The 19,724-nt window shown below is 67.0% G+C and carries 17 protein-coding genes; 11 read left to right on the top strand and 6 right to left on the bottom strand.

Annotated features, from left to right (window positions below; genetic code table 11):
- The first annotated feature begins 2 nt into the window (after positions 1-2).
- On the top strand, positions 3-1,115 hold the full coding sequence (locus AU194_RS08905; RefSeq protein WP_059088864.1) for a lipase family protein: 1,113 nt from the start codon (positions 3-5) through the stop codon (positions 1,113-1,115).
- A 1,263-nt stretch (positions 1,116-2,378) separates the two neighbouring features.
- Here AU194_RS08905 and AU194_RS08900 read toward each other — a convergent pair.
- Positions 2,379-3,296: an endonuclease/exonuclease/phosphatase family protein gene (locus AU194_RS08900; RefSeq protein ID WP_231743235.1), complete on the bottom strand. Its 918-nt coding sequence runs from the start codon at positions 3,294-3,296 to the stop codon at positions 2,379-2,381.
- 793 nt (positions 3,297-4,089) lie between these two features.
- On the opposite strand from AU194_RS08900, the gene AU194_RS08895 reads away from it, so the two are divergent.
- A complete protein-coding gene (locus AU194_RS08895) occupies positions 4,090-4,962 on the top strand; it encodes a response regulator transcription factor (RefSeq protein WP_231743234.1) in 873 nt (290 codons plus the stop codon).
- Here the strand turns inward: AU194_RS08895 and AU194_RS08890 are convergent.
- Entirely contained in the window at positions 4,959-5,819 is an 861-nt protein-coding gene (locus AU194_RS08890) for a MaoC family dehydratase (RefSeq protein ID WP_059088863.1), read from the bottom strand. The genes AU194_RS08895 and AU194_RS08890 overlap by 4 nt on opposite strands.
- A 4-nt stretch (positions 5,820-5,823) precedes the next feature.
- Entirely contained in the window at positions 5,824-7,506 is a 1,683-nt protein-coding gene (gene kstD, locus AU194_RS08885) for a 3-oxosteroid 1-dehydrogenase (protein WP_059089057.1), read from the bottom strand.
- 73 nt (positions 7,507-7,579) lie between these two features.
- Between kstD and AU194_RS08880 the strand changes: the two genes are divergently transcribed.
- From AU194_RS08880 to dmpG, 3 genes are read left to right on the top strand one after another with little or no spacing between them, the layout of a single operon-like run.
- Entirely contained in the window at positions 7,580-8,365 is a 786-nt protein-coding gene (locus AU194_RS08880) for a 2-keto-4-pentenoate hydratase (RefSeq protein ID WP_059088862.1), read from the top strand.
- 25 nt (positions 8,366-8,390) lie between these two features.
- Positions 8,391-9,323 carry an acetaldehyde dehydrogenase (acetylating) gene (locus AU194_RS08875; RefSeq protein ID WP_059088861.1) on the top strand — a complete coding sequence of 311 codons (933 nt, stop codon included), beginning with the start codon at positions 8,391-8,393 and terminating at the stop codon, positions 9,321-9,323.
- Positions 9,320-10,375 (top strand): 4-hydroxy-2-oxovalerate aldolase, encoded by a 1,056-nt coding sequence (gene dmpG / locus AU194_RS08870; protein ID WP_059088860.1) that lies wholly within the window; start codon positions 9,320-9,322, stop codon positions 10,373-10,375. The genes AU194_RS08875 and dmpG overlap by 4 nt, the downstream gene beginning before the upstream one ends.
- Here the strand turns inward: dmpG and AU194_RS08865 are convergent.
- On the bottom strand, positions 10,372-11,001 hold the full coding sequence (locus tag AU194_RS08865; protein WP_059088859.1) for a DedA family protein: 630 nt from the start codon (positions 10,999-11,001) through the stop codon (positions 10,372-10,374). The two genes, dmpG and AU194_RS08865, sit on opposite strands and share 4 nt — an antisense overlap.
- A 150-nt stretch (positions 11,002-11,151) precedes the next feature.
- Between AU194_RS08865 and AU194_RS08860 the strand changes: the two genes are divergently transcribed.
- Both AU194_RS08860 and AU194_RS08855 read left to right on the top strand, forming a co-directional pair.
- Positions 11,152-11,814, top strand: a complete 663-nt coding sequence (locus tag AU194_RS08860; protein WP_231743233.1) for a hemolysin III family protein — start codon at positions 11,152-11,154, stop codon at positions 11,812-11,814.
- A gap of 27 nt (positions 11,815-11,841) precedes the next feature.
- Positions 11,842-13,917: a RecQ family ATP-dependent DNA helicase gene (locus AU194_RS08855; protein WP_059089056.1), complete on the top strand. Its 2,076-nt coding sequence runs from the start codon at positions 11,842-11,844 to the stop codon at positions 13,915-13,917.
- Between the two features lie 54 nt (positions 13,918-13,971).
- On the opposite strand, the gene AU194_RS08850 is transcribed toward AU194_RS08855, so the two are convergent.
- Together AU194_RS08850 and AU194_RS08845 are read right to left on the bottom strand one after the other, a co-directional pair.
- A complete protein-coding gene (locus AU194_RS08850) occupies positions 13,972-14,376 on the bottom strand; it encodes a hypothetical protein (protein WP_059088857.1) in 405 nt (134 codons plus the stop codon).
- Between the two features lie 166 nt (positions 14,377-14,542).
- Complete coding sequence (locus AU194_RS08845) at positions 14,543-15,451, bottom strand: helix-turn-helix domain-containing protein (RefSeq protein ID WP_059088856.1); 909 nt, start codon at positions 15,449-15,451, stop codon at positions 14,543-14,545.
- Positions 15,452-15,541: 90 nt separating this feature from the next.
- On the opposite strand from AU194_RS08845, the gene AU194_RS08840 reads away from it, so the two are divergent.
- From AU194_RS08840 to AU194_RS08825, 4 genes are all read left to right on the top strand, one after another.
- Positions 15,542-16,669, top strand: a complete 1,128-nt coding sequence (locus tag AU194_RS08840) for a hypothetical protein (protein WP_059089055.1) — start codon at positions 15,542-15,544, stop codon at positions 16,667-16,669.
- Positions 16,669-17,451 (top strand): SDR family oxidoreductase, encoded by a 783-nt coding sequence (locus AU194_RS08835; protein ID WP_059088855.1) that lies wholly within the window; start codon positions 16,669-16,671, stop codon positions 17,449-17,451. The genes AU194_RS08840 and AU194_RS08835 overlap by 1 nt, the downstream gene beginning before the upstream one ends.
- Positions 17,448-18,590, top strand: a complete 1,143-nt coding sequence (locus tag AU194_RS08830) for a sulfotransferase (protein ID WP_059088854.1) — start codon at positions 17,448-17,450, stop codon at positions 18,588-18,590. Before AU194_RS08835 ends, AU194_RS08830 begins: the two co-directional genes overlap by 4 nt.
- A 175-nt stretch (positions 18,591-18,765) precedes the next feature.
- A complete protein-coding gene (locus tag AU194_RS08825) occupies positions 18,766-19,683 on the top strand; it encodes a polyphosphate polymerase domain-containing protein (protein WP_369804059.1) in 918 nt (305 codons plus the stop codon).
- Positions 19,684-19,724: the final 41 nt, after the last annotated feature.

Raw genomic sequence — 19,724 nt, 5'->3', positions numbered from 1 at the left:
TCGTGGTCCAGCTGCCCGATGTGGCGCCTGATGTGTGGGCGAGCCGCGGTCATGTGGTCGAGCGGCACCCCATGCTGCCACCGCTCGACGATCGCGACGACCCGGTCGTCGGCGAGTCTTGGCGCGCCGTGTACACCTCGGTGTCGGGTACTGACGGTGGCGTCCGACAGGTTGCGGGCACGTTCTTCACTCCCAGCGGCGTACCGCCACAGGACGGATGGCCGGTCGTCTCGCTCGCGCACGGAACCACGGGTATCGCGAACGGCTGTGGTCCGTCGACGGATCCGAATCTGAGGGGTTACTGGCCCGACATCCGGATGTTCTTGGCGCAAGGCTACGCGGTTGCCTTCACCGACTACGAAGGGTTGGGGGGAACCGGATTGCATCCCTATCTCGAGCCGCGCACCGAAGCGTTCAACATCACCGACGCGGTACGCGCATTGCGCGAGATCTCCCCGGCGGTGTCGCCTCGGTGGGCCGCGTACGGCGCTTCACAGGGTGGACAGGCGGCGTGGGCGGCCGACGAATTGAACGCCTTCTACGGCGACGGTCTCGAGCTTGTCGGCAGTGTCGCGGTCTCCCCGGCGGCGAATGTCAGTGGGTTGGTCGATCTGGCGTCGAGCGGTGCGATGACCAGGGACCAACAGGAGTACTACCCGATGGTCATCGCCGGCTTGGAGCGATACAACGCCGAGCTCAGCGGACTACTGCATCGGCGAACCGCGGACTACGACAACGCTTTCGCCGACTGCGGGGCATATGTCCCACCCGAAAGCCTGCGCGGAATACCCCTACTCCCACGCCGTTTCATTCCGCGCACCCTCGAGGACCGCAACAGACTGCGCGGTGCATTGCGCGGAATCGCGCTGCCGCAGCGGCCTCTGGACCGGCCCATGTTGGTGGTCAACACCATGCAGGACAAGATCGTGCTTCCTGAGTGGGTCGAAGACGCGACGATCCGGAGTTGTGATCTGGGTGGCCAGATCGAATACGTGGAGGTCCCGCACGCTGACCACGCGGAATTGACCGAGGACGTCACTCGTATGGTGATCACCTGGATCGCAGATCGTTTCGCCGGCGCACCAGCGGCATCGAAGTGTCCGGTACCGCGATGAGAAGGCACACGGTGTCAGCTGGACAGCTGGACGTCCTCATGAGCGGATTGCCCATCTGGGTGGTTGCCGGGCCGATGGAACCGGGTGGAGCCGACGCCATTGCGACCAGCCTCAAATCGCTCTCCGAAGGCGATCCGCTCCGCCGTGTGGGCTTGATTCCGAGCAGGCATTCTCGCAAGTGGACGTTCGACATGGGATCACTCGACGGCGCCACTGTTCGAGCGCCCGAGTCGATGCTTCCGGTGGTGGGGTCCGCCGTGGGCGTGACGGCCAGCTTGAATTCGATCTTGTCGGCCTGCCCCGAGATCCGTTCTCCCGTCATCGTGATCCCCGACGGGGACTACGTGGTGTTCCGCTTCGACCACGGTGTCGCTGATGCGCACGCGTTGATGAAGATGGTCTGCAGGGTTTCGCATTCCCGCTTCGGGACTGACGGACTGCCGCCGGAACCTGACCTACCGAACGTCCTTCATCCGATGACGCGGGCCGTGGTGCACACCGTGAGAACGGCCCCGGCGGCCTTCACCGAGGCGGGCTGGTCGGTATTGCGGAGCAGGGCGGGGGATCTGATCACCGCCTCCCGTCGTGGGTCTGGGCGTCGTGGCGAGCAAGTGGTACACGCCGCCGAGGCCGAACCGTACTGTGCAGTCTTCGTGAGAAGTACGCGGTATTTCTTCGAAGGTCTGCGCCGCTACCGCGCCGCCTACCACCTGGACATCTCCGCTTCCGCATTGGTCATGCACGCCCTCTGCCAGTCGCTGAGCGATACGGGGATTCGCGTGTTGTCCCCCGTGGAGGTACTGGTCGATCTGCGAAGGTACCTGTCCGCCGGGTGCTCCACCTGGTCGAATTTCCAATCACTTTCGCGGGTCGGATACCACCCGGGCACCACACCCGAGGCATTCGGTGCAGACCTTGTAGCAGCCCTCGCCTCGGCGCGGCCCCTGGTGGAGGCGGTGGGATACGTCGCCAGATCGCGCCTGTCGGGACTGCTCACGGCCGGTCGAGGTCGTGAGGAGCAGCCACCGGACGTGGCCTTCCCCGAAGCGGCGGCATCGGTGACCTTGTCCGACATCAGCAGGTTGCCCGAGATGGCGCACATCAGGTGGAAACAAGGCAGCGCACCGCTTTTTGCGGCGGCGTTGCCGCCGGCCAGCCGTTCCCACATCTCGGTGCTGCTGTGTTCGCCATCCGAGGGCGAGTTGCAGATGACGGCGACGTTCTTCCCGAGCGTGTTCGACGCCGGCAAGGTCGAGGATGCACTCACCCGGGTGATCGAATTGGGCGCCGACCACCCGATCGTCCCGGACCGGGGGGCTCCGCCTTCCGCGCGATCAGGATCGTCGCGGCGACGCCCCGGTGGTCGGACCCGGGAACAGGAAGGGTTCTCATCGATGTCGCGTCACACTGCCGAGTGAGGACCCGGTCGATGGCCAACAGCGGCGGTAGCCGTGAATCGGCGGGGAAGGTGGGCATGATGCCCGCTCCCGACTGCTCCGCCGCATCGCGGTATCCGTCTGTGAACAGATCCCGGAGCTGTCGCATATCCGTCGTCGCGTTGAAGTCCCCGGCGACGATGACGCAACCATCGCCTCCTCGCTCGGCGGCATCGTGCAGCGTAGCGGGCAAGCGCTCGAAGTCCCGCCGCCAGTCGTCGACGGTATTCGGCCATGGACCGGCCACGTGCAGGACCACGACGATGGGGGCCGTCGCGACGTCCATGAGCGGAATCTGCGCGCTGACCATCGCAAAGGTGTAGCCCTGGATCCGTTGTGGCGTCTCGAGCGGGTAGCGGCTCCACAGCCCCACTCCGTGGCTGGAGTCCCGCGCGTCCAGCCAACGGTAGGGGAAGGCCGTGTCCATTCCCGCTGAGACCAGTCGGTCCACGGCGTCGGGGGTGAGTTCCTGGATGGCCACCACGTCGGCGTGATCACGGGTCGAGTTCACGACTTCGCGCGCGTCGCCCTGTCCTTCCCGCATGTTCGCGGAGACAACCCGCAACGAAGCGCTCGACGGGTGGGTGGACTCCGAGCTGACGTACAGCGGAACCTGCGTCGCCACCGCCGAGGTCGTCAGGCCGACAGCGACAAGGGCGAGAACAAGATGCCTCGCCGTGAGGAGACAGACGACCGACAGAAGTCCGAAGACCGTGAGATACGGGAAGAATGCCGCCGTGATCAAGCGCCCGTGATCGGTGATCGGCAGCTGTCGTGCGGCCAGGGCGCAGAGGACCGCAGACGATCCGATCAGTCCTACCGCGGTGCGACAACGCCGCCTGCGATTGTTCACAGTGTGTCTGTCCCTGTTCGCGATGACACGTTGCCAGCTGATGGTAGTTCGTCAGAGCGCCGGCAATCGCCGATCACGTCGAGCGGGGCCCGGAACAATCCAGCAAAGTTCCGCGCACAAGTCATCGGTTCTCACGGCATGGCGCGGATATGGCTTGGTCCGAGTTCAGGGTCGCGTCAACGAAGGCAGGTTAGGCTAAGAAATCCTCACTTTGCGGGATCGAGGATAACGCCGGGCGCACGGCCATCGCCTGAATGCCAGTCTTCATCTACTGTTTCTTGCCTACGCAGAAAGTGGCAGGATCTGACATGAACTCTCATCAGCGCTTAAGTCAATATGAGGTTCCCATGGGCTAGGCCGACCTAGTTCCGGTTGAAATATTTGCGGTGTTCGTGCGTATTCGTCGGTTGACCGCGTTGCTGGCAAATGCCTACCATGGGTCCACCCCAGAGGGGCACAACCGAACAAGGGGGTCACCGCAAGGGGACGACCGATGCCAGACGGCTCGAGGTCGCCCACGGTGCGGAGTTCGTGCAGGACTCCATCCCGGCTTGGTGCGCGAGCACCCTGGCCGGTTCTCGTCACCCCGCCGTGCAGATCGGCCACCAAGCTCATGCACGTGCGTCCAAGTCGCGACCTCGACAGCCATCACCTATCGCGTCGAACACAACCAGGAGTCAAGACAATGGCTCAGTCACCGTCGAACAGCACCGGCCGGCATCATCGCTCGGCCGCTGCGTTCGCGAATCCCTTCCACGAAAATTCCCGCAAAGTCTCGCGTGGGGAAGTTGCCGCGGTACGAGCGCTGTCCGGACACCGGCCGCTGGCGCCCGTCGTCGCGGGCACATCCGCCGGGACGCAGCTGCCTGACGTCCACTTCCTGCTCGTCGACGACTGCATGCTCTACAGAGACAATCTCGCATCCGTTCTCCTCGATCTAGGTGCGTCGCAGCTCGCGGTCGCCCAGAACCTCACCACCCTGCGCTCCGCGGTGAGCCAGGTAGCGCCCGAGATGGTCGTACTCAACATGGGGAGCCGAGAAAGCCTCGCACTTCTCGATTTCTTGAGACGCGAGTGTCCCGAAGCGAGGGTCATCGTCGTGGGGATCTCCGAAGACGATGAGGCACAGGTGATCGCGTGTGCGGAGGCGGGTGTGGCCGGCTACCACATGCGGATGGATTCCCTCGACGATCTACTCTCCTTGATCACGAGCGTCGCCGCCGGTGAGGCGGTGTGCTCGCGGGAGATCTCCGCAATTCTCCTGCGGCGGTTGTCCGATCTGGCGGCTCAACGGCACGACCCGGCCGAATGGCTCCTGACGGCGCGCGAAGCCGAAATCCTCAATCTGCTCGAGTTGGGGTTATCCAACCGCGATATCGCCACGGAACTGTGTATCGCGGTCCACACGGTGAAGAACCACGTGCACAGCCTGCTGAACAAGCTCGGTGTCAGGACCAGAGCGCAGGCGGCGGCTCTGTCGAGGAGCATGGGGCCGGGGCCCATTCACAATGGCAACCGCTCGTCCTACCGGAAACGCCTGTTAGTCAGCGAAATCTAGGCCGGAACCAGTTCCACACCGGAGAGCGCCACCGCGTTGTCACGGCTCGGCGCGGTGATGGTCGCGACCAGCGTGTCGTTCTCTTTCCACACGTTGGCCCGCAGTGTCTCACCCGGGAACACCACCCCCGCGAACCGGGCGCCGTACGATTTCACCCGCGCTACGTCCCCGTCGAGGAACTCGTCGACGATCGCTTTGCACGCGATGCCGTAGGTGCACAGCCCGTGCAGGATGGGCCGTGGAAAGCCCGCGGCCGCAGCGAAATCCGGATCCGAGTGCAGCGGGTTGCGGTCGCCGCACAGCCGGTACAGCAGCGCCTGCTGCGGCAGGATCGGCAGATCGATCTCCGCGTCGGGGGCACGCTCGGGCGGTTCCACCGACGTCGACGGACCCCGTTCGCCGCCGAAACCGCCCTCACCGCGGGCGAAGATCGATCGCTTCTGCGTCCACAGCAGCGTGCCGTCCGGAGCGGTGACCGTGGTCTCCGACCAGATCACCGCCGCCTTGCCCTTGTCCCAGATGTCGGTGAACCGGGTGACCGCCGTCGCCGTTCCCGACGCCGGGATCGGCCCGGGCACCGTCACAGCCTCACTGGCGTGCAACACCTTCGACAGTTCGATGTCGATGCCGGGGAACTTCACCGACGGCGGTTCGGTCATGTGGAAGCTCTGCGCGACATTGCCGAACGTCGGCAGCACCTGCGGGGTGCTGTCCACCAGGTACCGCAGCTCGCGCTTGTCCATCGGGTCGACACCCGCGCCCAGCCCGAGGTGGTAGAGCTGCACATCGCTGCTCGTCCAGGAGAATTCGGCCGGCGGCAGTTCGGCGCCCAGCGCCTCATCGAGATTGATCGGCATGGCTCTACTTCCTACCAGCCAGGTGCAGCGCCGCCAGGTACCCGAACGTCATCGCGGGTCCGATCGTGCCGCCCGGACCGGGATACGTATGACCCATCACCGGCGCGCTGGCATTGCCTGCCGCATAGAGCCCTTCGATCACCGAACCGTCGTCGCGCAGGGCGCGGCCGTGCACATCGGTGACGATGCCGCCCTTGGTGCCGAGGTCGCCGGGCACCATCTTCGCGGCGTAGAACGGTCCGTGGCTGATCTCGCCGAGGTTGGGATTGGGCTTGTTGGTCGGATCCCCGTAGTAGCGGTCATAGGCGCTCTCACCGCGGTGGAAGTCGGCGTCGACGCCGGTCCTGGCGAACCCGTTGAACCGGTCGACCGTCGCGGCCAGCGCTTCGGCGGGCAGCCCCGCCTTCTCGGCCAGTTCCGCGAGCGTATCCGCCTTCACGATCACGCCCGACTCCAGCCACTTACGCGGAATCCGTTGCCCCGGCTGCAGTCCGGCGAAGATGTAGCGGTCGCGGTACTGCTGATCGAAGATCAGCCAGGCCGGGATGTTCTCCCCGGGCCCCGGACCCTGCCCGTACTGGCCGCCGTACATGTGGTGGCACGCCTCGACATACGGCATCGACTCGTTCATGAACCGCTTGCCGGACATGTTGACGATGATCGACCCGGGGGAGTTGCGCTCCGAGAGCGCGAACCACGGCGCGTCCACCAGCGGGACCGTCGGCCCCCACCACGCGTCCTCCATGACATCCAGTGCGGCGCCGAGTTTCTCGGCGGCCACGATGCCGTCGCCGGTGTTGGCCTTCGCGCCGACGGTCCACTCGGTGGTGATCGGGGCGCGCTGGTACTTCACCCGCATCTGCTCGTTGTGCTCGAACCCGCCGGAACCCAGGATCACCCCGCGCCGCGCGCGGATCAGCCGCGGCTCGGCCGCCTCGGGAGCCGTCATATCCCGCACGTAGATTCCGCGAACCACACCGTCCTCGATGTAGAGGTCGGTCAGCGCGGTGTTGAGCAGCACCGGCACCCCGGCTTCGCGCAATGCGATCCGCAGCGGGGCGATGAGCGCACGTCCCATCCCGACGAGGTTCTTGCCGGTGGCGTTGGCCCACACCGACCGGATACCGACCTTGAGGCTGCGCAGCATGCCGCGCGGATGCCGTTTGAGTTGGTTGAGCCGCACGTAGTCCTGCTGCATCACCACCATGTTCAGCGGCACCTTGCCGTACGGCGGTTCCAGCCCCGGCAGATCCTCGCCGAGCTTCTTGGCGTCGAACGGTTTGGGCTCCACCGAGCGTCCGCTCGGCTTCCCGCCCGGGGTCTCCGGGTAGTAGTCCGAGTAGCCCGGCACCCAGCACAGCTTCAGCGGCGAGTGCTTCAGCACGAACGACAGCATCTCGGGCCCACGCTCGAGATAGGTGTCGATCCGCTCGGCCGGGACGACGTCGCCGACGATCGCGTGCAGGTACTGGCGGGCCGCCTCCGGGGTGTCCTTCACCCCGTCGCGCTTGAGGACTTCGTTGTTCGGGATCCAGACGCCGCCACCTGACCGCGCAGTGGAACCCCCATAGTGCGGAGCCTTCTCCACGACTATCGTCGAGAGACCCTGGTGAGCTGCGGTGAGGGCGGCGACCATGCCGGCGGCACCGCTACCCACCACAACGACGTCATACTCCTGCTCCGTCATGTAGAACACGTTATAGAATTGCCCGGCCGACCCACAACTGTGCCGGTCGACGAAACGAGGGGACTTCACCTAGATGCTCAGTTCCGATCTCCGTGAGCAGCTCGCCGCAGACCTTGCCCAGGCCGAGCGCAGCCGGGTGCCGATGAAACCTCTCACCGACGGCCACCCCGACATCGACGTGGTGGACGCTTACGAGATCCAGCTGATCAACATCCGCCAGAAAGTCGCCGAGGGCGCCCGGGTGATCGGCCACAAGGTCGGCCTCTCCTCGGAGGCGATGCAGAAGATGATGGGCGTCGACGAACCCGACTACGGCCACCTGCTCGACGGCATGCAGGTCTACGAGGACAAGCCGGTCAAGAGCGCCAACTACCTCTACCCGCGCGTCGAGGTCGAGGTGGGTTTCATCCTCGCCGACGATCTGCCCGGCGCCGGGTGCACCGAGGAGGACGTGCTCGCGGCCACCGCCGCGTTCGCCCCGGCGATCGAGCTCATCGACACCCGGATCACCGACTGGAAGATCAAGCTGTGCGACACGATCGCCGACAACGCCTCGTCGGCGGGGTGGGTGCTCGGCGAGGCCCGAGTGTCGCCGAAGGACATCGACATCAAGTCCATCGACGCCGTGCTGACCAACAACGGTGAGACCGTCGCCGAGGGCCGCAGCGATGCGGTGCTGGGCAATCCGGTCACCGCCGTGGCGTGGTTGGCCCGCAAGGTCGAGAGTTTCGGGGTCCGGCTCAAGGCAGGCGACATCGTGCTGCCGGGCTCCTGCACGCGTGCGATAGATGCACCTCCCGGGAGCCATTTCGTCGCCGACTTCGCCGGGTTAGGTTCAGTCCAACTCACTTTCGAGTGAGCTTTTCGAGTCCAGGGAGAGGCATATGCCGGAGAAGCTTCAAGTCGCGATCGTCGGGTCCGGCAACATCAGCACCGACCTGCTGTACAAGCTCCAGCGGTCCGACTACCTCGAACCGCGCTGGATGATCGGCATCGACCCCGAATCCGAGGGTCTGGCCCGGGCGCGCAAACTCGGCCTGGAGACGTCGCATGAAGGCGTGGACTGGCTGCTCGCCCAGGACGAAAAGCCCGATCTCGTCTTCGAGGCGACCAGTGCCTACGTGCACAAGGCGGCTGCGCCCCGCTACGAGGAGGCGGGCATCCGCGCCATCGACCTCACCCCCGCGGCGGTGGGCCCGGCGGTGATCCCGCCCGCCAACCTGCGTGAGCATCTCAACGCGCCGAACGTCAACATGATCACCTGCGGTGGCCAGGCCACCATCCCGATCGTCTACGCGGTGTCGCGGGCCGTCGCCGAGCAGGGTTCGGCGGTGCCGTACGCGGAGATCGTCGCCAGCGTGTCGTCGAGTTCGGCGGGCCCCGGCACCCGGGCCAACATCGACGAGTTCACCAAGACCACCAGCAAGGGCGTGGAGACGATCGGCGGCGCGCAGCGCGGTAAGGCGATCATCATCCTCAACCCCGCCGATCCGCCGATGATCATGCGCGACACCATCTTCTGCGCCATCCCCGAGGACGCCGACCGGGACGCGATCGCCCAGTCGATCCGCGACGTCGTCGCCGAGGTGCAGACGTACGTGCCCGGTTACCGGCTGCTCAACGACCCCCAGTTCGACGACCCCTCGATCAACTCCGGCGGACAGGCCGTCGTGACGACGTTCGTGGAGGTCGAAGGCGCAGGCGACTACCTGCCGCCGTACGCGGGCAACCTCGACATCATGACCGCGGCCGCGGCCAAGGTCGGCGAGGAGATCGCGAAGGAATCCCTCTCTCTGGCAGGAGGTGCACAGGCATGAGCACCAAAGACATCTTCTTCGACCCGATCTGGGACGTTCGCATGACGGACACGTCGCTGCGCGACGGGTCCCACCACAAACGGCACCAGTTCACCAAGGACGAGGTGGGGGCCATCGTCGCCGCACTCGACACCGCGGGTGTGCCGGTGATCGAGGTGACCCACGGCGACGGCCTCGGCGGTTCGAGCTTCAACTACGGATTCTCGAAAACCCCTGAGCAGGAACTGATCAAGCTCGCGGCCGAGACCGCCAAGGAAGCCAAGATCGCCTTTCTCATGCTGCCCGGGGTGGGCACCAAGGAGGACATCAAGGAGGCGCAGAACAACGGCGGATCCATCTGCCGGATCGCGACCCACTGCACCGAGGCCGACGTGTCGATCCAGCACTTCGGGTTGGCCCGCGAACTCGGCCTGGAGACCGTCGGCTTCCTGATGATGAGCCACACCATCCCGCCGGAGAAGCTCGCCAAGCAGGCGCGCATCATGGCCGACGCCGGCTGCCAGTGCGTCTACGTCGTCGACTCCGCGGGCGCGCTGGTACTCGAGGGCGTGCGCGACCGGGTGGCCGCGTTGGTCGCCGAGCTGGGCGACGACGCCCAGGTCGGTTTCCACGGCCACGAGAATCTCGGTCTGGGCGTGGCGAATTCGGTCGAGGCGGTGCGTGCCGGCGCCAAGCAGATCGACGGTTCGTGCCGCCGCTTCGGCGCCGGTGCAGGCAATGCGCCGGTCGAGGCGCTCATCGGGGTGTTCGACAAGATCGGCGTCAAGACCGGTATCGACTTCTTCGACATCGCCGACGCGGCCGAAGAGGTCGTCGCCCCCGCGATGCCCGCCGAATGCCTGCTCGACCGCAACGCGCTCATCATGGGCTACTCGGGCGTGTACTCCAGCTTCCTCAAGCACGCGATCCGGCAGTCAGAGCGGTACGGGGTGCCCGCGCACCAGCTGCTGCACCGGGCCGGGCAGCGCAAGCTGATCGGCGGCCAGGAGGACCAGCTGATCGACATCGCGCTGGAGATCAAGCGCGAACAGGACGCCGGCGCAACGGCTTAGGCGGAGCGGGCGCGGACCCGTCGGAAGAGCCAGAACGCGACCGCGACACCGACCGCGGCGAACACGACGAGCTGATAGCGCGACGCCCAACCGGACACCGCCTCCCAGCGGTCGCCGAGGTGGTAGCCCGCCACGATGAGCGCGGTGTTCCAGATGGCGCTGCCGACCGCGGTCAGCGCGATGAAGCGCAGGATCGGCATGCGTTCGAGCCCGGCGGGCACCGAGACGAGGCTGCGCACCACCGGGATCATGCGCCCGAACAGCACCGCCTTGGAGCCGTGCCGCTGGAACCAGTCCTCGCTCTTGCCCAGGTCTTCGGCAGAAAACAACGGGATGCGGTCGGCCAGTCGGTAGAGCCGGTCGCGGCCGAAAGCCACGCCGACGAGGTAGAGCAGCAGCGCGCCGACGACCGAACCCGCGGTGCTGCCGGCGATCGCCTCGGCGACCGTGATGTCGCCGCGCGCAGCCGCGAACCCGGCCAGCGGCAGGATGACCTCGCTGGGCAGGGGAGGGAAGACGTTCTCCGCGGCGATCGCGATGCCCGCCCCGATGCCGCCCAGCTTCTCCATCAACTGGACCGCCCACCCGGCGATCCCTCCGATCTCCGGGGCGGCGGCGACGTCCATACCCTCGACAATAGGGAAACGGCTGGTCAGCAAACCTCGGGGTAGTCCGCCGTCGTTCGGCGATTCGGCGTATGACCACGGCCGCGTGCCGGTAGTCTGTGCGGTGCGCCGTCGCCTCAGCGACGGCCTCACCGCGATATCGGAGATGTCGTGACGACGCGAGTGCAGGTGATCGCCCGCCCGCGAGCACGCGGGTTGATCCATCTCGTCTCCGCGGTGGTCGCGGTCGTGGCCGGGGCGGTGTTGGTCTCGGCGGCGTGGAGCGGCACCGGCTCGGCCAGGGCCGGTTGGGCGGCGCTGGTCTATGTGGTCGCGATCGTCACGATGTTCACGGTGAGCGCGACCTATCACCGCGTGCACTGGACGTCGGTGGCCGCCCAGAAGTGGATGATGCGCGTCGACCACTCGGTGATCTTCGTGTTCATCGCTGCCACGTACACCCCGTTCGCGGTGTTGGCCATGCCGCCCGATGCCGGCACCACGATGCTGGTGATCGTGTGGACGGGCGCCGTGGCCGGGGTGACGCTCAAGATGTGCTGGCCGTCCGCGCCCCGCTGGGTCGGGGTACCGCTGTATCTGCTGCTCGGGTATGTGGCGGTGCTGTTCGCCGAGACGCTGCTGATCGGCGCCGGCCTCACCGTCGTCGCCCTGCTGATCGCCGGCGCGGTCCTCTACAACCTGGGCGCGGTCTTCTACGGGGCGCGCTGGCCCAACCCGTGGCCCGCCACCTTCGCTCACCACGAGTTCTTCCACGCGTTCACCGCCGCCGCGGCGATCTGCCACTTCGCCGCCATCTGGCTGGTCATCCCGTAGTCGGACCCACCCGGCACGATGGGTGCCATGCCGACTCGTGACGACGCCCAGGCGCTCCTCGAACAACTCGCAGGCCCACGGGCACTCCTGCGCGACGACCAGTGGACCGCGATCGAGGCGCTGGTCATCCACCGCCGCCAGGCACTGGTCGTGCAGCGCACGGGGTGGGGTAAGTCCGCGGTGTACTTCATCTCCGCCAAGCTGCTGCGCTCCGCGGGTCGCGGACCGACGGTGATCGTGTCCCCGCTGCTCGCGCTGATGCGCAACCAGGTCGCCGCCGCCGAACGGGCCGGCGTGCGGGCGGCCACCATCAACTCCGGCAACGTCGCCGAATGGGACGACATCCACGCGCGGGTGCAGGCCGGCGACCTCGACGTCCTGCTGGTCAGCCCCGAGCGGCTCAACAACCCCGACTTCCGTGACAACGTGCTGCCCGCGCTGGCGGCCGACGCCGGGCTCGTCGTCGTCGACGAGGCGCACTGCGTATCGGACTGGGGGCACGACTTCCGCCCGGACTACCGGCGCATCCGCACGCTGATCAGCGAACTCGGACAAGACATCCCGGTGCTCGCCACCACCGCGACCGCCAACGACCGCGTCGTCGACGACGTGGCCGCCCAGCTCGGGGTGGGCGGCCGGGACACCCTCGTCCTGCGCGGCGGGCTCGACCGCGAATCGCTGCGGCTGTCCGTCGTCGAGGCCGGAAATCCCGCGCAGCGCGCGGCGTGGATCGCCGCCCACCTCGGCGAGCTGCCCGGCTCGGGCATCGTCTACACCCTCACCGTCGCCCAGGCCCACGACATCGCCGCCCTACTGCGCGAACACGGCCACACCGTCGCCGCCTACACCGGATCGACCGATCCCACCGAACGCGAACAGCTCGAGGCCGACCTGCTGGGCAACCGGGTCAAGGCACTGGTCGCGACCTCGGCGCTGGGTATGGGCTTCGACAAACCCGACCTCGGCTTCGTGATCCACCTTGGGGCGCCCTCGTCGCCGATCGCCTACTACCAGCAGGTGGGCCGCGCCGGCCGCGCCACCTCCAGCGCCGAGGTGATCCTGCTGCCCGGCCGGGAGGACCAGGAGGTGTGGCGGTACTTCGCCTCGGTGGCGTTCCCGTCGGAACCCATGGTGCGCAACGTGATCGATGCGCTCGAGACCGACCGCCCGCAGTCCACGCCGGCGTTGGAACCGCTGGTGGACCTCAACCGCAGCAGGCTGGAGATGGTGCTCAAGGTCCTCGATGTCGACGGGGCCGTGCGCCGGGTGAAGGGCGGGTGGGTCGGCACCGGCGTGCCGTGGACCTACGACGAACCGCGCTACCGCAAACTCGACGAGGCGCGCCGCCGCGAACAGCAGGCGATGCTCGACTATCAGCGCACCGACGGCTGCCGGATGGCGTTCCTGCGGCGCCAACTCGACGATCCGGAGCTGCGCGAGGGCGATCGCTGCGGGCGCTGCGACAACTGCACCGGCAACCGATGGCCCGCCGACGTCGACACCGCCGCCGCCGAGGACACCCGCCGCAGGCTCATGCGGCCCGGCGTCGAACTCAGCCCGCGTAAGCAGTGGCCGTCCGGGCTGGCCAAATTGGGTCTCGACCTGAGCGGACGCATCAACGACGGCCCCGCGCCCGGCCGGGTGATCGGCCGGCTGACCGACCTCGGCTGGGGCGCCCGGCTCCGCAGGGTGCTCGACGAACCCGACGGCGAGGTCACCGACGACGTGGTCCGCGCGGCCATCGACGTACTGGCGGCGTGGGATTGGCAGACCCGGCCGGTGGCGGTGCTCGCGATGGACTCCGACACCCACCCGGTGCTGATCGGCTCGCTGGCGCGCAGGCTCGCCGAACTGGGGCGGCTCACCGATCTCGGCACGCTCCGGTACCGGCCGGGCCGGCGGCCGGTGACCGCGGCGAACTCCGCGTATCGCGTTGCGGGACTTGCTGATTCATGGGAGACGCCGACGGTCGACGTGGACGGTCCCGTGCTCCTCGTCGACGACCTCGCCGACACCGGGTGGACGCTGACCATGGCCGCGCGGGTGGTGCGGGCGGGCGGCGCATCCGAGGTGCTGCCGTTCGCGCTGGCCGCGGTCAGCTGAGCGACAGCAGACAGCCGCCCTGCGCGAACGCAGGGCGGCTGCCGCGCGAACCGTCTACCGGGGGAGGGGGACGAACAGACCGTCGTTGACCCACACACCCCATGCCGTCGCGGCCGGGTTGAACACGACCCGCAGCGGCTCCGTCACACCCGGGATGCCCGGTGGCAGCCACACCGTCGGGATGCCGAAGTACGCCGGATCGTCCCAATGCCCCGGTGGCACCCCATAGAGCGGGTTCGGCGCGACGCCCAGGGACGGATCCTTCTTGACCTGCCCCGGCGGCCCGAACGGGTTGTGCCCGGGCGGATCGCCCGGAACCCACACGTCGTCACCAGGTACCGGCGGATGCGGATTGGGTCCATACGGATCGGCTTGTGCCACACCGCTGCCGATACCCAACGCCGCGAACCCCAGCGCACCGGCCATCGCGGAGGTTACCGCGAGTGTCTTGATCTTCATCGATGAACTCCTTGTCCAGTGGCGGCGCCGCACGAGGCGGCACGCACCGACTTGTTGTTCACGTCCGACCGCCGTTATTCGGCGGTTCGTCTCGAAGACCCCCCTGACGCCGATCCAGATACCCGACACCTTGCGGTGTGAAACAACCCCGTACAGCAACGGGCGTCTACCAGGCGGGTTTCGCGCCGCCGAGCTGGCGAGTGACGGCGTCCGCGGCGGCCACCACCCGCCGGGCGCGCCGCGTGATCTCGGTGGCGCTGAGCGCACGACCGACATGCAGGGACAACACCATCGCCTGACGGCGGTGCTGATCGAAGACCGGTGCGGAGATCACGCTGATGTCGTGCCGGTGACGGGCGTCGGCTACGGAGTTCTCACTGCGCAGGTACACCCGTTCGCCGATGTCGGACACCATCTCCCCGAGCAGCGCCCGCAACTCGTGCGGCAGTGTGCTCGACATCCCCGCCATCAACGCGTACAGCCGCTGCCCGGCCGGTGTCTGGCGTTCCACCAGGTACCCGTCCGTGCGGCATTCGGCGATCACCCGGTCGAGGCGGTCGTCGTCGGTGCGCAGCGGGATGGTCGGTTGCTTGGCCAGCCACGCCGTCACCGCGGCGTCGTCCCATAACACGAACATCAACCCCACGGGCGGTGCGAACGGGTAGCTCTGCCCCACCTGAACGGGCGGTGGCACGCCGGGCGGCGCCACCAGGTCGAGCACGGTGATGCGGTCGTCGACCACCGCGGAGAGCGCCGCGGTCGTGGCCGAAACCGCGCAGAGGCGGCGTAGTTCCTCCCGCGCCGCGGGACTGACGCGCATCGCCTCCTGCGCGATGTGACCGAGCGCGATCAGGGCGGGTCCCAACCGGTAGGACTTGTCCTGGGGGTCTCGCACCAGGTATCCGGCATCGGCGAGTGTGGTCAGAATGCCGAGGCAGGTCGGCTTGCTCAGCTCCAGGCGTCGGGCCAGATCGGACAGAGTGAAGCGCTCATGCGGGTAACGAGCGAGGAACTCGAGGACCGCCACGACGCGCTGGGTGGGCGGCGACCGGCGGCCGGCCCGATCAGTGGTCACGTCAGAAATGTACCTCTGCGGTACAAATATGAAACACTAGTTCCGGCGCGACCGTTGACGTCGAGATAGAACAGGTTCTAGTTTCGGGTGGTGTTCTCCACACCTTTCGCCGAGGCGATCGCCGAGGCCGAACGCCTCGTCACCGAAGCGCCGTTCGTCGAGTCCGAAGCCGATCTCCTGGAGGGTCTGCAGTACCTCGCGGGCGGTATCGCGGCATGTCAGCACCTGGCCTTCGACTACGACCGCGACCATCCGTTCATGCAGTCGGGCACCGGCCCGTTCACCAAGATGGGCCTGGACAATCCCGACGCGCTGTACTTCGGCACCCGCGTGCTCCCCGGCCACGAGTACGTCGTCACCGGCAAGCGCGGCACCACCACTGATCTCGCATTCCAGATGCTCGGCGGTGAGTACACCGACGACAACGTGCCCGCCAGCCAGGCCGCCTTCGACGACCGTGAACTCGACATCGCGGCCGACGGGACCTATGAATGGCGGGTCACCCCGACCAGCCCGTCGCAACTGGTGGTCCGTGAGGTCTACAACGACTGGTCGGCGCAGCGCGGCCACATCGCGATCGCGCGCACCGACACTGCCGGCACCGCGCCACCACCGCTGACCCGCGAACTCATCGAGAAGCGCTACGCGGTGGCCGGGAAACAACTCGTGCAACGGGTGAAGACGTGGCTGCAGTTCCCGCAGTGGTTCTACGACACCCTGCCGGTCAACACGTTGACCGCGCCGCGGCTCACCCCGGGTGGGCTCGCCACCCAGTACTCCTCGGTGGGGCACTTCGAGCTGGCGCCGGACCAGGCGATGATCATCACCGTGCCGGTCAGCGAGGCGCCGTACATGGGATTCCAGCTGGGCAGCCTCTGGTACATCTCGCTGGACTACGTCAACCATCAGACTTCGCTCAACGGCACGCAGGCCCAAGCCGATCCGGACGGCAAGATCCGCATCGTGGTCTCGAACGAGAATCCCGGCGTGACCAATTGGTGCGAGACGCTGGACCACCGCAAGGGCTATCTGCAGTTCCGGTGGCAGCGGTTGTCGCGGGAGCTCACCGAGGCCGACGGTCCGACCGCCGAGGTCGTCGACATCGACCAGGTCGCCTCGGCACTGCCGCATTACGAGTCGAACAAGATCTCCGACGAGGACTGGCGCGCGCGTATCGCCCTGCGTCAACTGCAGATTCAGAACAGGATGGTGGGCTGATGTCCGGGCTGCTCGACGGGAAGGTCGTCGTCATCAGCGGCGTGGGTCCGGCGCTGGGGACCACGCTCGCACGGCGGTGCGCCGAGGCCGGCGCGGATCTGGTGCTGGCGGCGCGGACGGTCGAACGACTCGACGACGTCGCCAAGGAGGTCACCGGACTCGGTAGGCGCGCACTCGCCGTCGGCACCGACATCACCGACGACGGACAGGTCGCCAACCTCGTCGAGCGGACGCTGGAGGCCTACGGCAGAGCCGACGTGCTGATCAACAACGCGTTCCGGGTGCCATCGATGAAACCGTTGGCGAATACCACCTTCGAGCACATCCGCGAGGCCATCGAGCTCACCGTGCTCGGTGCACTGCGGCTCACCCAGGGCTTCACGCCCGCACTCGCCGACGCCAACGGTGCGGTGGTCAACGTCAACTCGATGGTCATCCGGCACTCGCAGGCCAAGTACGGCGCCTACAAGATGGCCAAGTCGGCGCTGCTCGCGATGTCGCAGTCGCTGGCCACCGAGCTCGGAGAGCAGGGCATTAGAGTCAATTCCGTTGCGCCCGGCTACATCTGGGGCGACACGCTGAAGAGCTACTTCAACCACCAGGCTGGCAAGTACGGAACCACGGTCGAGGAGATCTACGAGGCGACCGCCGCGGCGTCGGACCTCAAGCGGTTGCCCACCGAGGACGAGGTCGCCTCGGCGATCCTGTTCATGGCCAGCGATCTGTCCAGCGGCATCACCGGGCAGACCCTCGACGTCAACTGCGGGGAGTACAAGGCGTGACGCGCACCGATGTGGGTACCGTCGAGGATCTCCACGCCTCGGCGACCAAGGCGTGCGGGCTCGACGATTTCGGCTCCGACGACGACAACTACCGAGAAGCGCTGGGGGTGCTGCTCGACTCGTACGCGCGCGACGCCGACCTCACCGAGATCGGCAGCAAGATGTCGCGGTTCTTCCTGCGCAACGCGCTGGTCGCACGGCTGCTGTCGGAGGCGGCGTGGAAGCAGCATCCCGAACACGCCGACGTCGCGATCGAGCGGCCGCTGTTCGTCACCGGGCTGCCACGAACCGGCACCACCGCGCTGCACCGTCTGCTGTCGGCCGATCCCGCACATCAGGGCCTCGAGTTGTGGCTGGCCGAATTCCCGCAACCCCGCCCGCCGCGCGAGACCTGGTCGCAGAACCCGGTTTTCGTCGAATTGGATTCCCGGTTCAAGCAGGCGCACGAGGAGAACCCCGACTACACCGGCCTCCACTACATGACCGCCGACGAGGTCGAGGAGTGCTGGCAGCTGCTGCGGCAGTCGCTGCACTCGGTGTCCTACGAGACGCTGGCCCACGTGCCGACGTACTCGCAGTGGCTCGCGAGGCAGGACTGGACGAAACCGTATGCGCGGCACCGCAGAAACCTGCAGCTGATCGGCCTCAACGACGCCGACAAGCGTTGGGTGCTCAAGAACCCCAGCCACCTGTTCGCGCTCGACGCGTTGTTCGCCACCTACCCGGATGCGCTGGTGGTGCAGTGCCACCGGCCCGCCGAGACCATCATGGCGTCGATGTGCTCGCTGGCCCAGCACACCACCGCGGGCTGGTCGAACACCTTCGTCGGTGACGTCATCGGCGCCGACTCGATGGAGACGTGGTCGCGGGGACTCGAGCGGTTCACCACCGAACGGGCCAAGCAGAACCCGGCCCAGTTCTACGACATGGACTACTTCGACTTCATCGCCGATCCGGTGGCCGAAGTGGAGCGGATCTACCGGCATTTCGGACTGCCGTTCACCGACGCGGCCCGGCAGGCGATGGAGACCAGCCACGCTGACAGCCAGAAGGGTCCCCGTGCCCCGAAGCACACCTATTCGCTGGCGGACTACGGCCTGACCGCCGAGCAGGTCAAGGAGCGGTTTAGAGGTCTCTAGACGGCTCGGCCGTCGTGGACTCTGAGCCTGCAGTTCGATGCGTGGCGAAGGTCACTTCAAGGAGTTACCTATAGTTTGACAGCTGTTAACCATCTTCTGCACAGCGGACGCATAGCTTCGAGCGATTAGCTGAGCGCAGGCAGCGGCAAGGTGGTGCCGAGGACTCCGAAAGGCGGTGCGTGTGTTCGGCCGGTTCCGTAGGCCCCGTGAGGAACCGTCGGCCACACAGTCACCCGTGTACGAGGACGTGCCCACGCTGCCGCGCGGTTATCAGCAGACCGCCAGCAAGATGCATGCGTTCAACCGCTACGAGATCAAGTACTTCGTCGACGAGATACGCGTGCCGGAACTGCGCGACGAACTCGCCGGGCACATGGACACCGACCCGTACTCGCCGCACGGCGGCTACCCGGTGACCTCGCTCTATTACGACACGCCTGACCTGCGCTTCTACTGGGAGAAGATCGAGGGCCTGCGGTTCCGCCGCAAGGTGCGGATGCGCCTCTACGGGGCGCCGTCGGCGTGCACCGACGACACCCCGGTGCAGGTCGAGATCAAGCAGCGCGTCAACCGCGTTACCCAGAAGCGGCGCACCGAACTGCCGTACGCGACCGCCGTGCAGTGGCTCGACCACCGCAGGGAGATCGACTGCGACGCGTCGCAGAAGCCGTTCGTCAACGAAGTGTCGACGCTCGTGGAGAACCTCGACCTGCGGCCGATCGTCACGACCGGCTACCTGCGCGAGGCCTTCGTCGGCCGGGACGCCGATCTGGGCCTGCGCGTCACGATCGACCACAGAGTGCACGGCCGCGACCGCGACTTCCATTTCGCCTCGGGCGCACAGAACCGCTTCATCATCCCGCCCAAGCTGGCCATCGTCGAGGTCAAGGCCAACGAACGCGTGCCCTACTGGATCACCGACTTGCTGGCCCGCGTCGACATGTCGGTGATCCGGGTGTCGAAGTACTGCCAGTCCGTCCAGGCATTCGGCCTCGCGCCGCGCTCGGCGCTCGGCGCCCCCGAACTCGTCATGCCTGCCGGGGCAGGCGACACCGTTCCGGACGACCTGCTGGAATCCGCGCCCTCGGCGTGAATCCCGCTGCGTCCCATAGCTTCACCATTTCGTTCGATCAG

It is taken from the genome of Mycobacterium sp. GA-2829, from assembly GCF_001499965.1.
In the GTDB taxonomy this organism is placed as follows: domain Bacteria; phylum Actinomycetota; class Actinomycetes; order Mycobacteriales; family Mycobacteriaceae; genus Mycobacterium.
This window is presented reverse-complemented; position numbering and strand designations above follow the sequence as displayed.

Bases quoted from the DNA above. Each gene is read 5' to 3' on its own strand.
- AU194_RS08855 (WP_059089056.1), top strand. From the start codon at position 11,842: ATGCCGACTCGTGACGACGCCCAGGCGCTCCTCGAACAACTCGCAGGC.
- AU194_RS08835 (WP_059088855.1), top strand. From the start codon at position 16,669: ATGTCCGGGCTGCTCGACGGGAAGGTCGTCGTCATCAGCGGCGTGGGT.
- kstD (WP_059089057.1), bottom strand. From the start codon at position 7,506: ATGACGGAGCAGGAGTATGACGTCGTTGTGGTGGGTAGCGGTGCCGCC.
- AU194_RS08875 (WP_059088861.1), top strand. From the start codon at position 8,391: ATGCCGGAGAAGCTTCAAGTCGCGATCGTCGGGTCCGGCAACATCAGC.
- AU194_RS08895 (WP_231743234.1), top strand. From the start codon at position 4,090: ATGGCTCAGTCACCGTCGAACAGCACCGGCCGGCATCATCGCTCGGCC.
- AU194_RS08880 (WP_059088862.1), top strand. From the start codon at position 7,580: ATGCTCAGTTCCGATCTCCGTGAGCAGCTCGCCGCAGACCTTGCCCAG.
- dmpG (WP_059088860.1), top strand. From the start codon at position 9,320: ATGAGCACCAAAGACATCTTCTTCGACCCGATCTGGGACGTTCGCATG.
- AU194_RS08890 (WP_059088863.1), bottom strand. From the start codon at position 5,819: ATGCCGATCAATCTCGATGAGGCGCTGGGCGCCGAACTGCCGCCGGCC.
- AU194_RS08850 (WP_059088857.1), bottom strand. From the start codon at position 14,376: ATGAAGATCAAGACACTCGCGGTAACCTCCGCGATGGCCGGTGCGCTG.
- AU194_RS08865 (WP_059088859.1), bottom strand. From the start codon at position 11,001: ATGGACGTCGCCGCCGCCCCGGAGATCGGAGGGATCGCCGGGTGGGCG.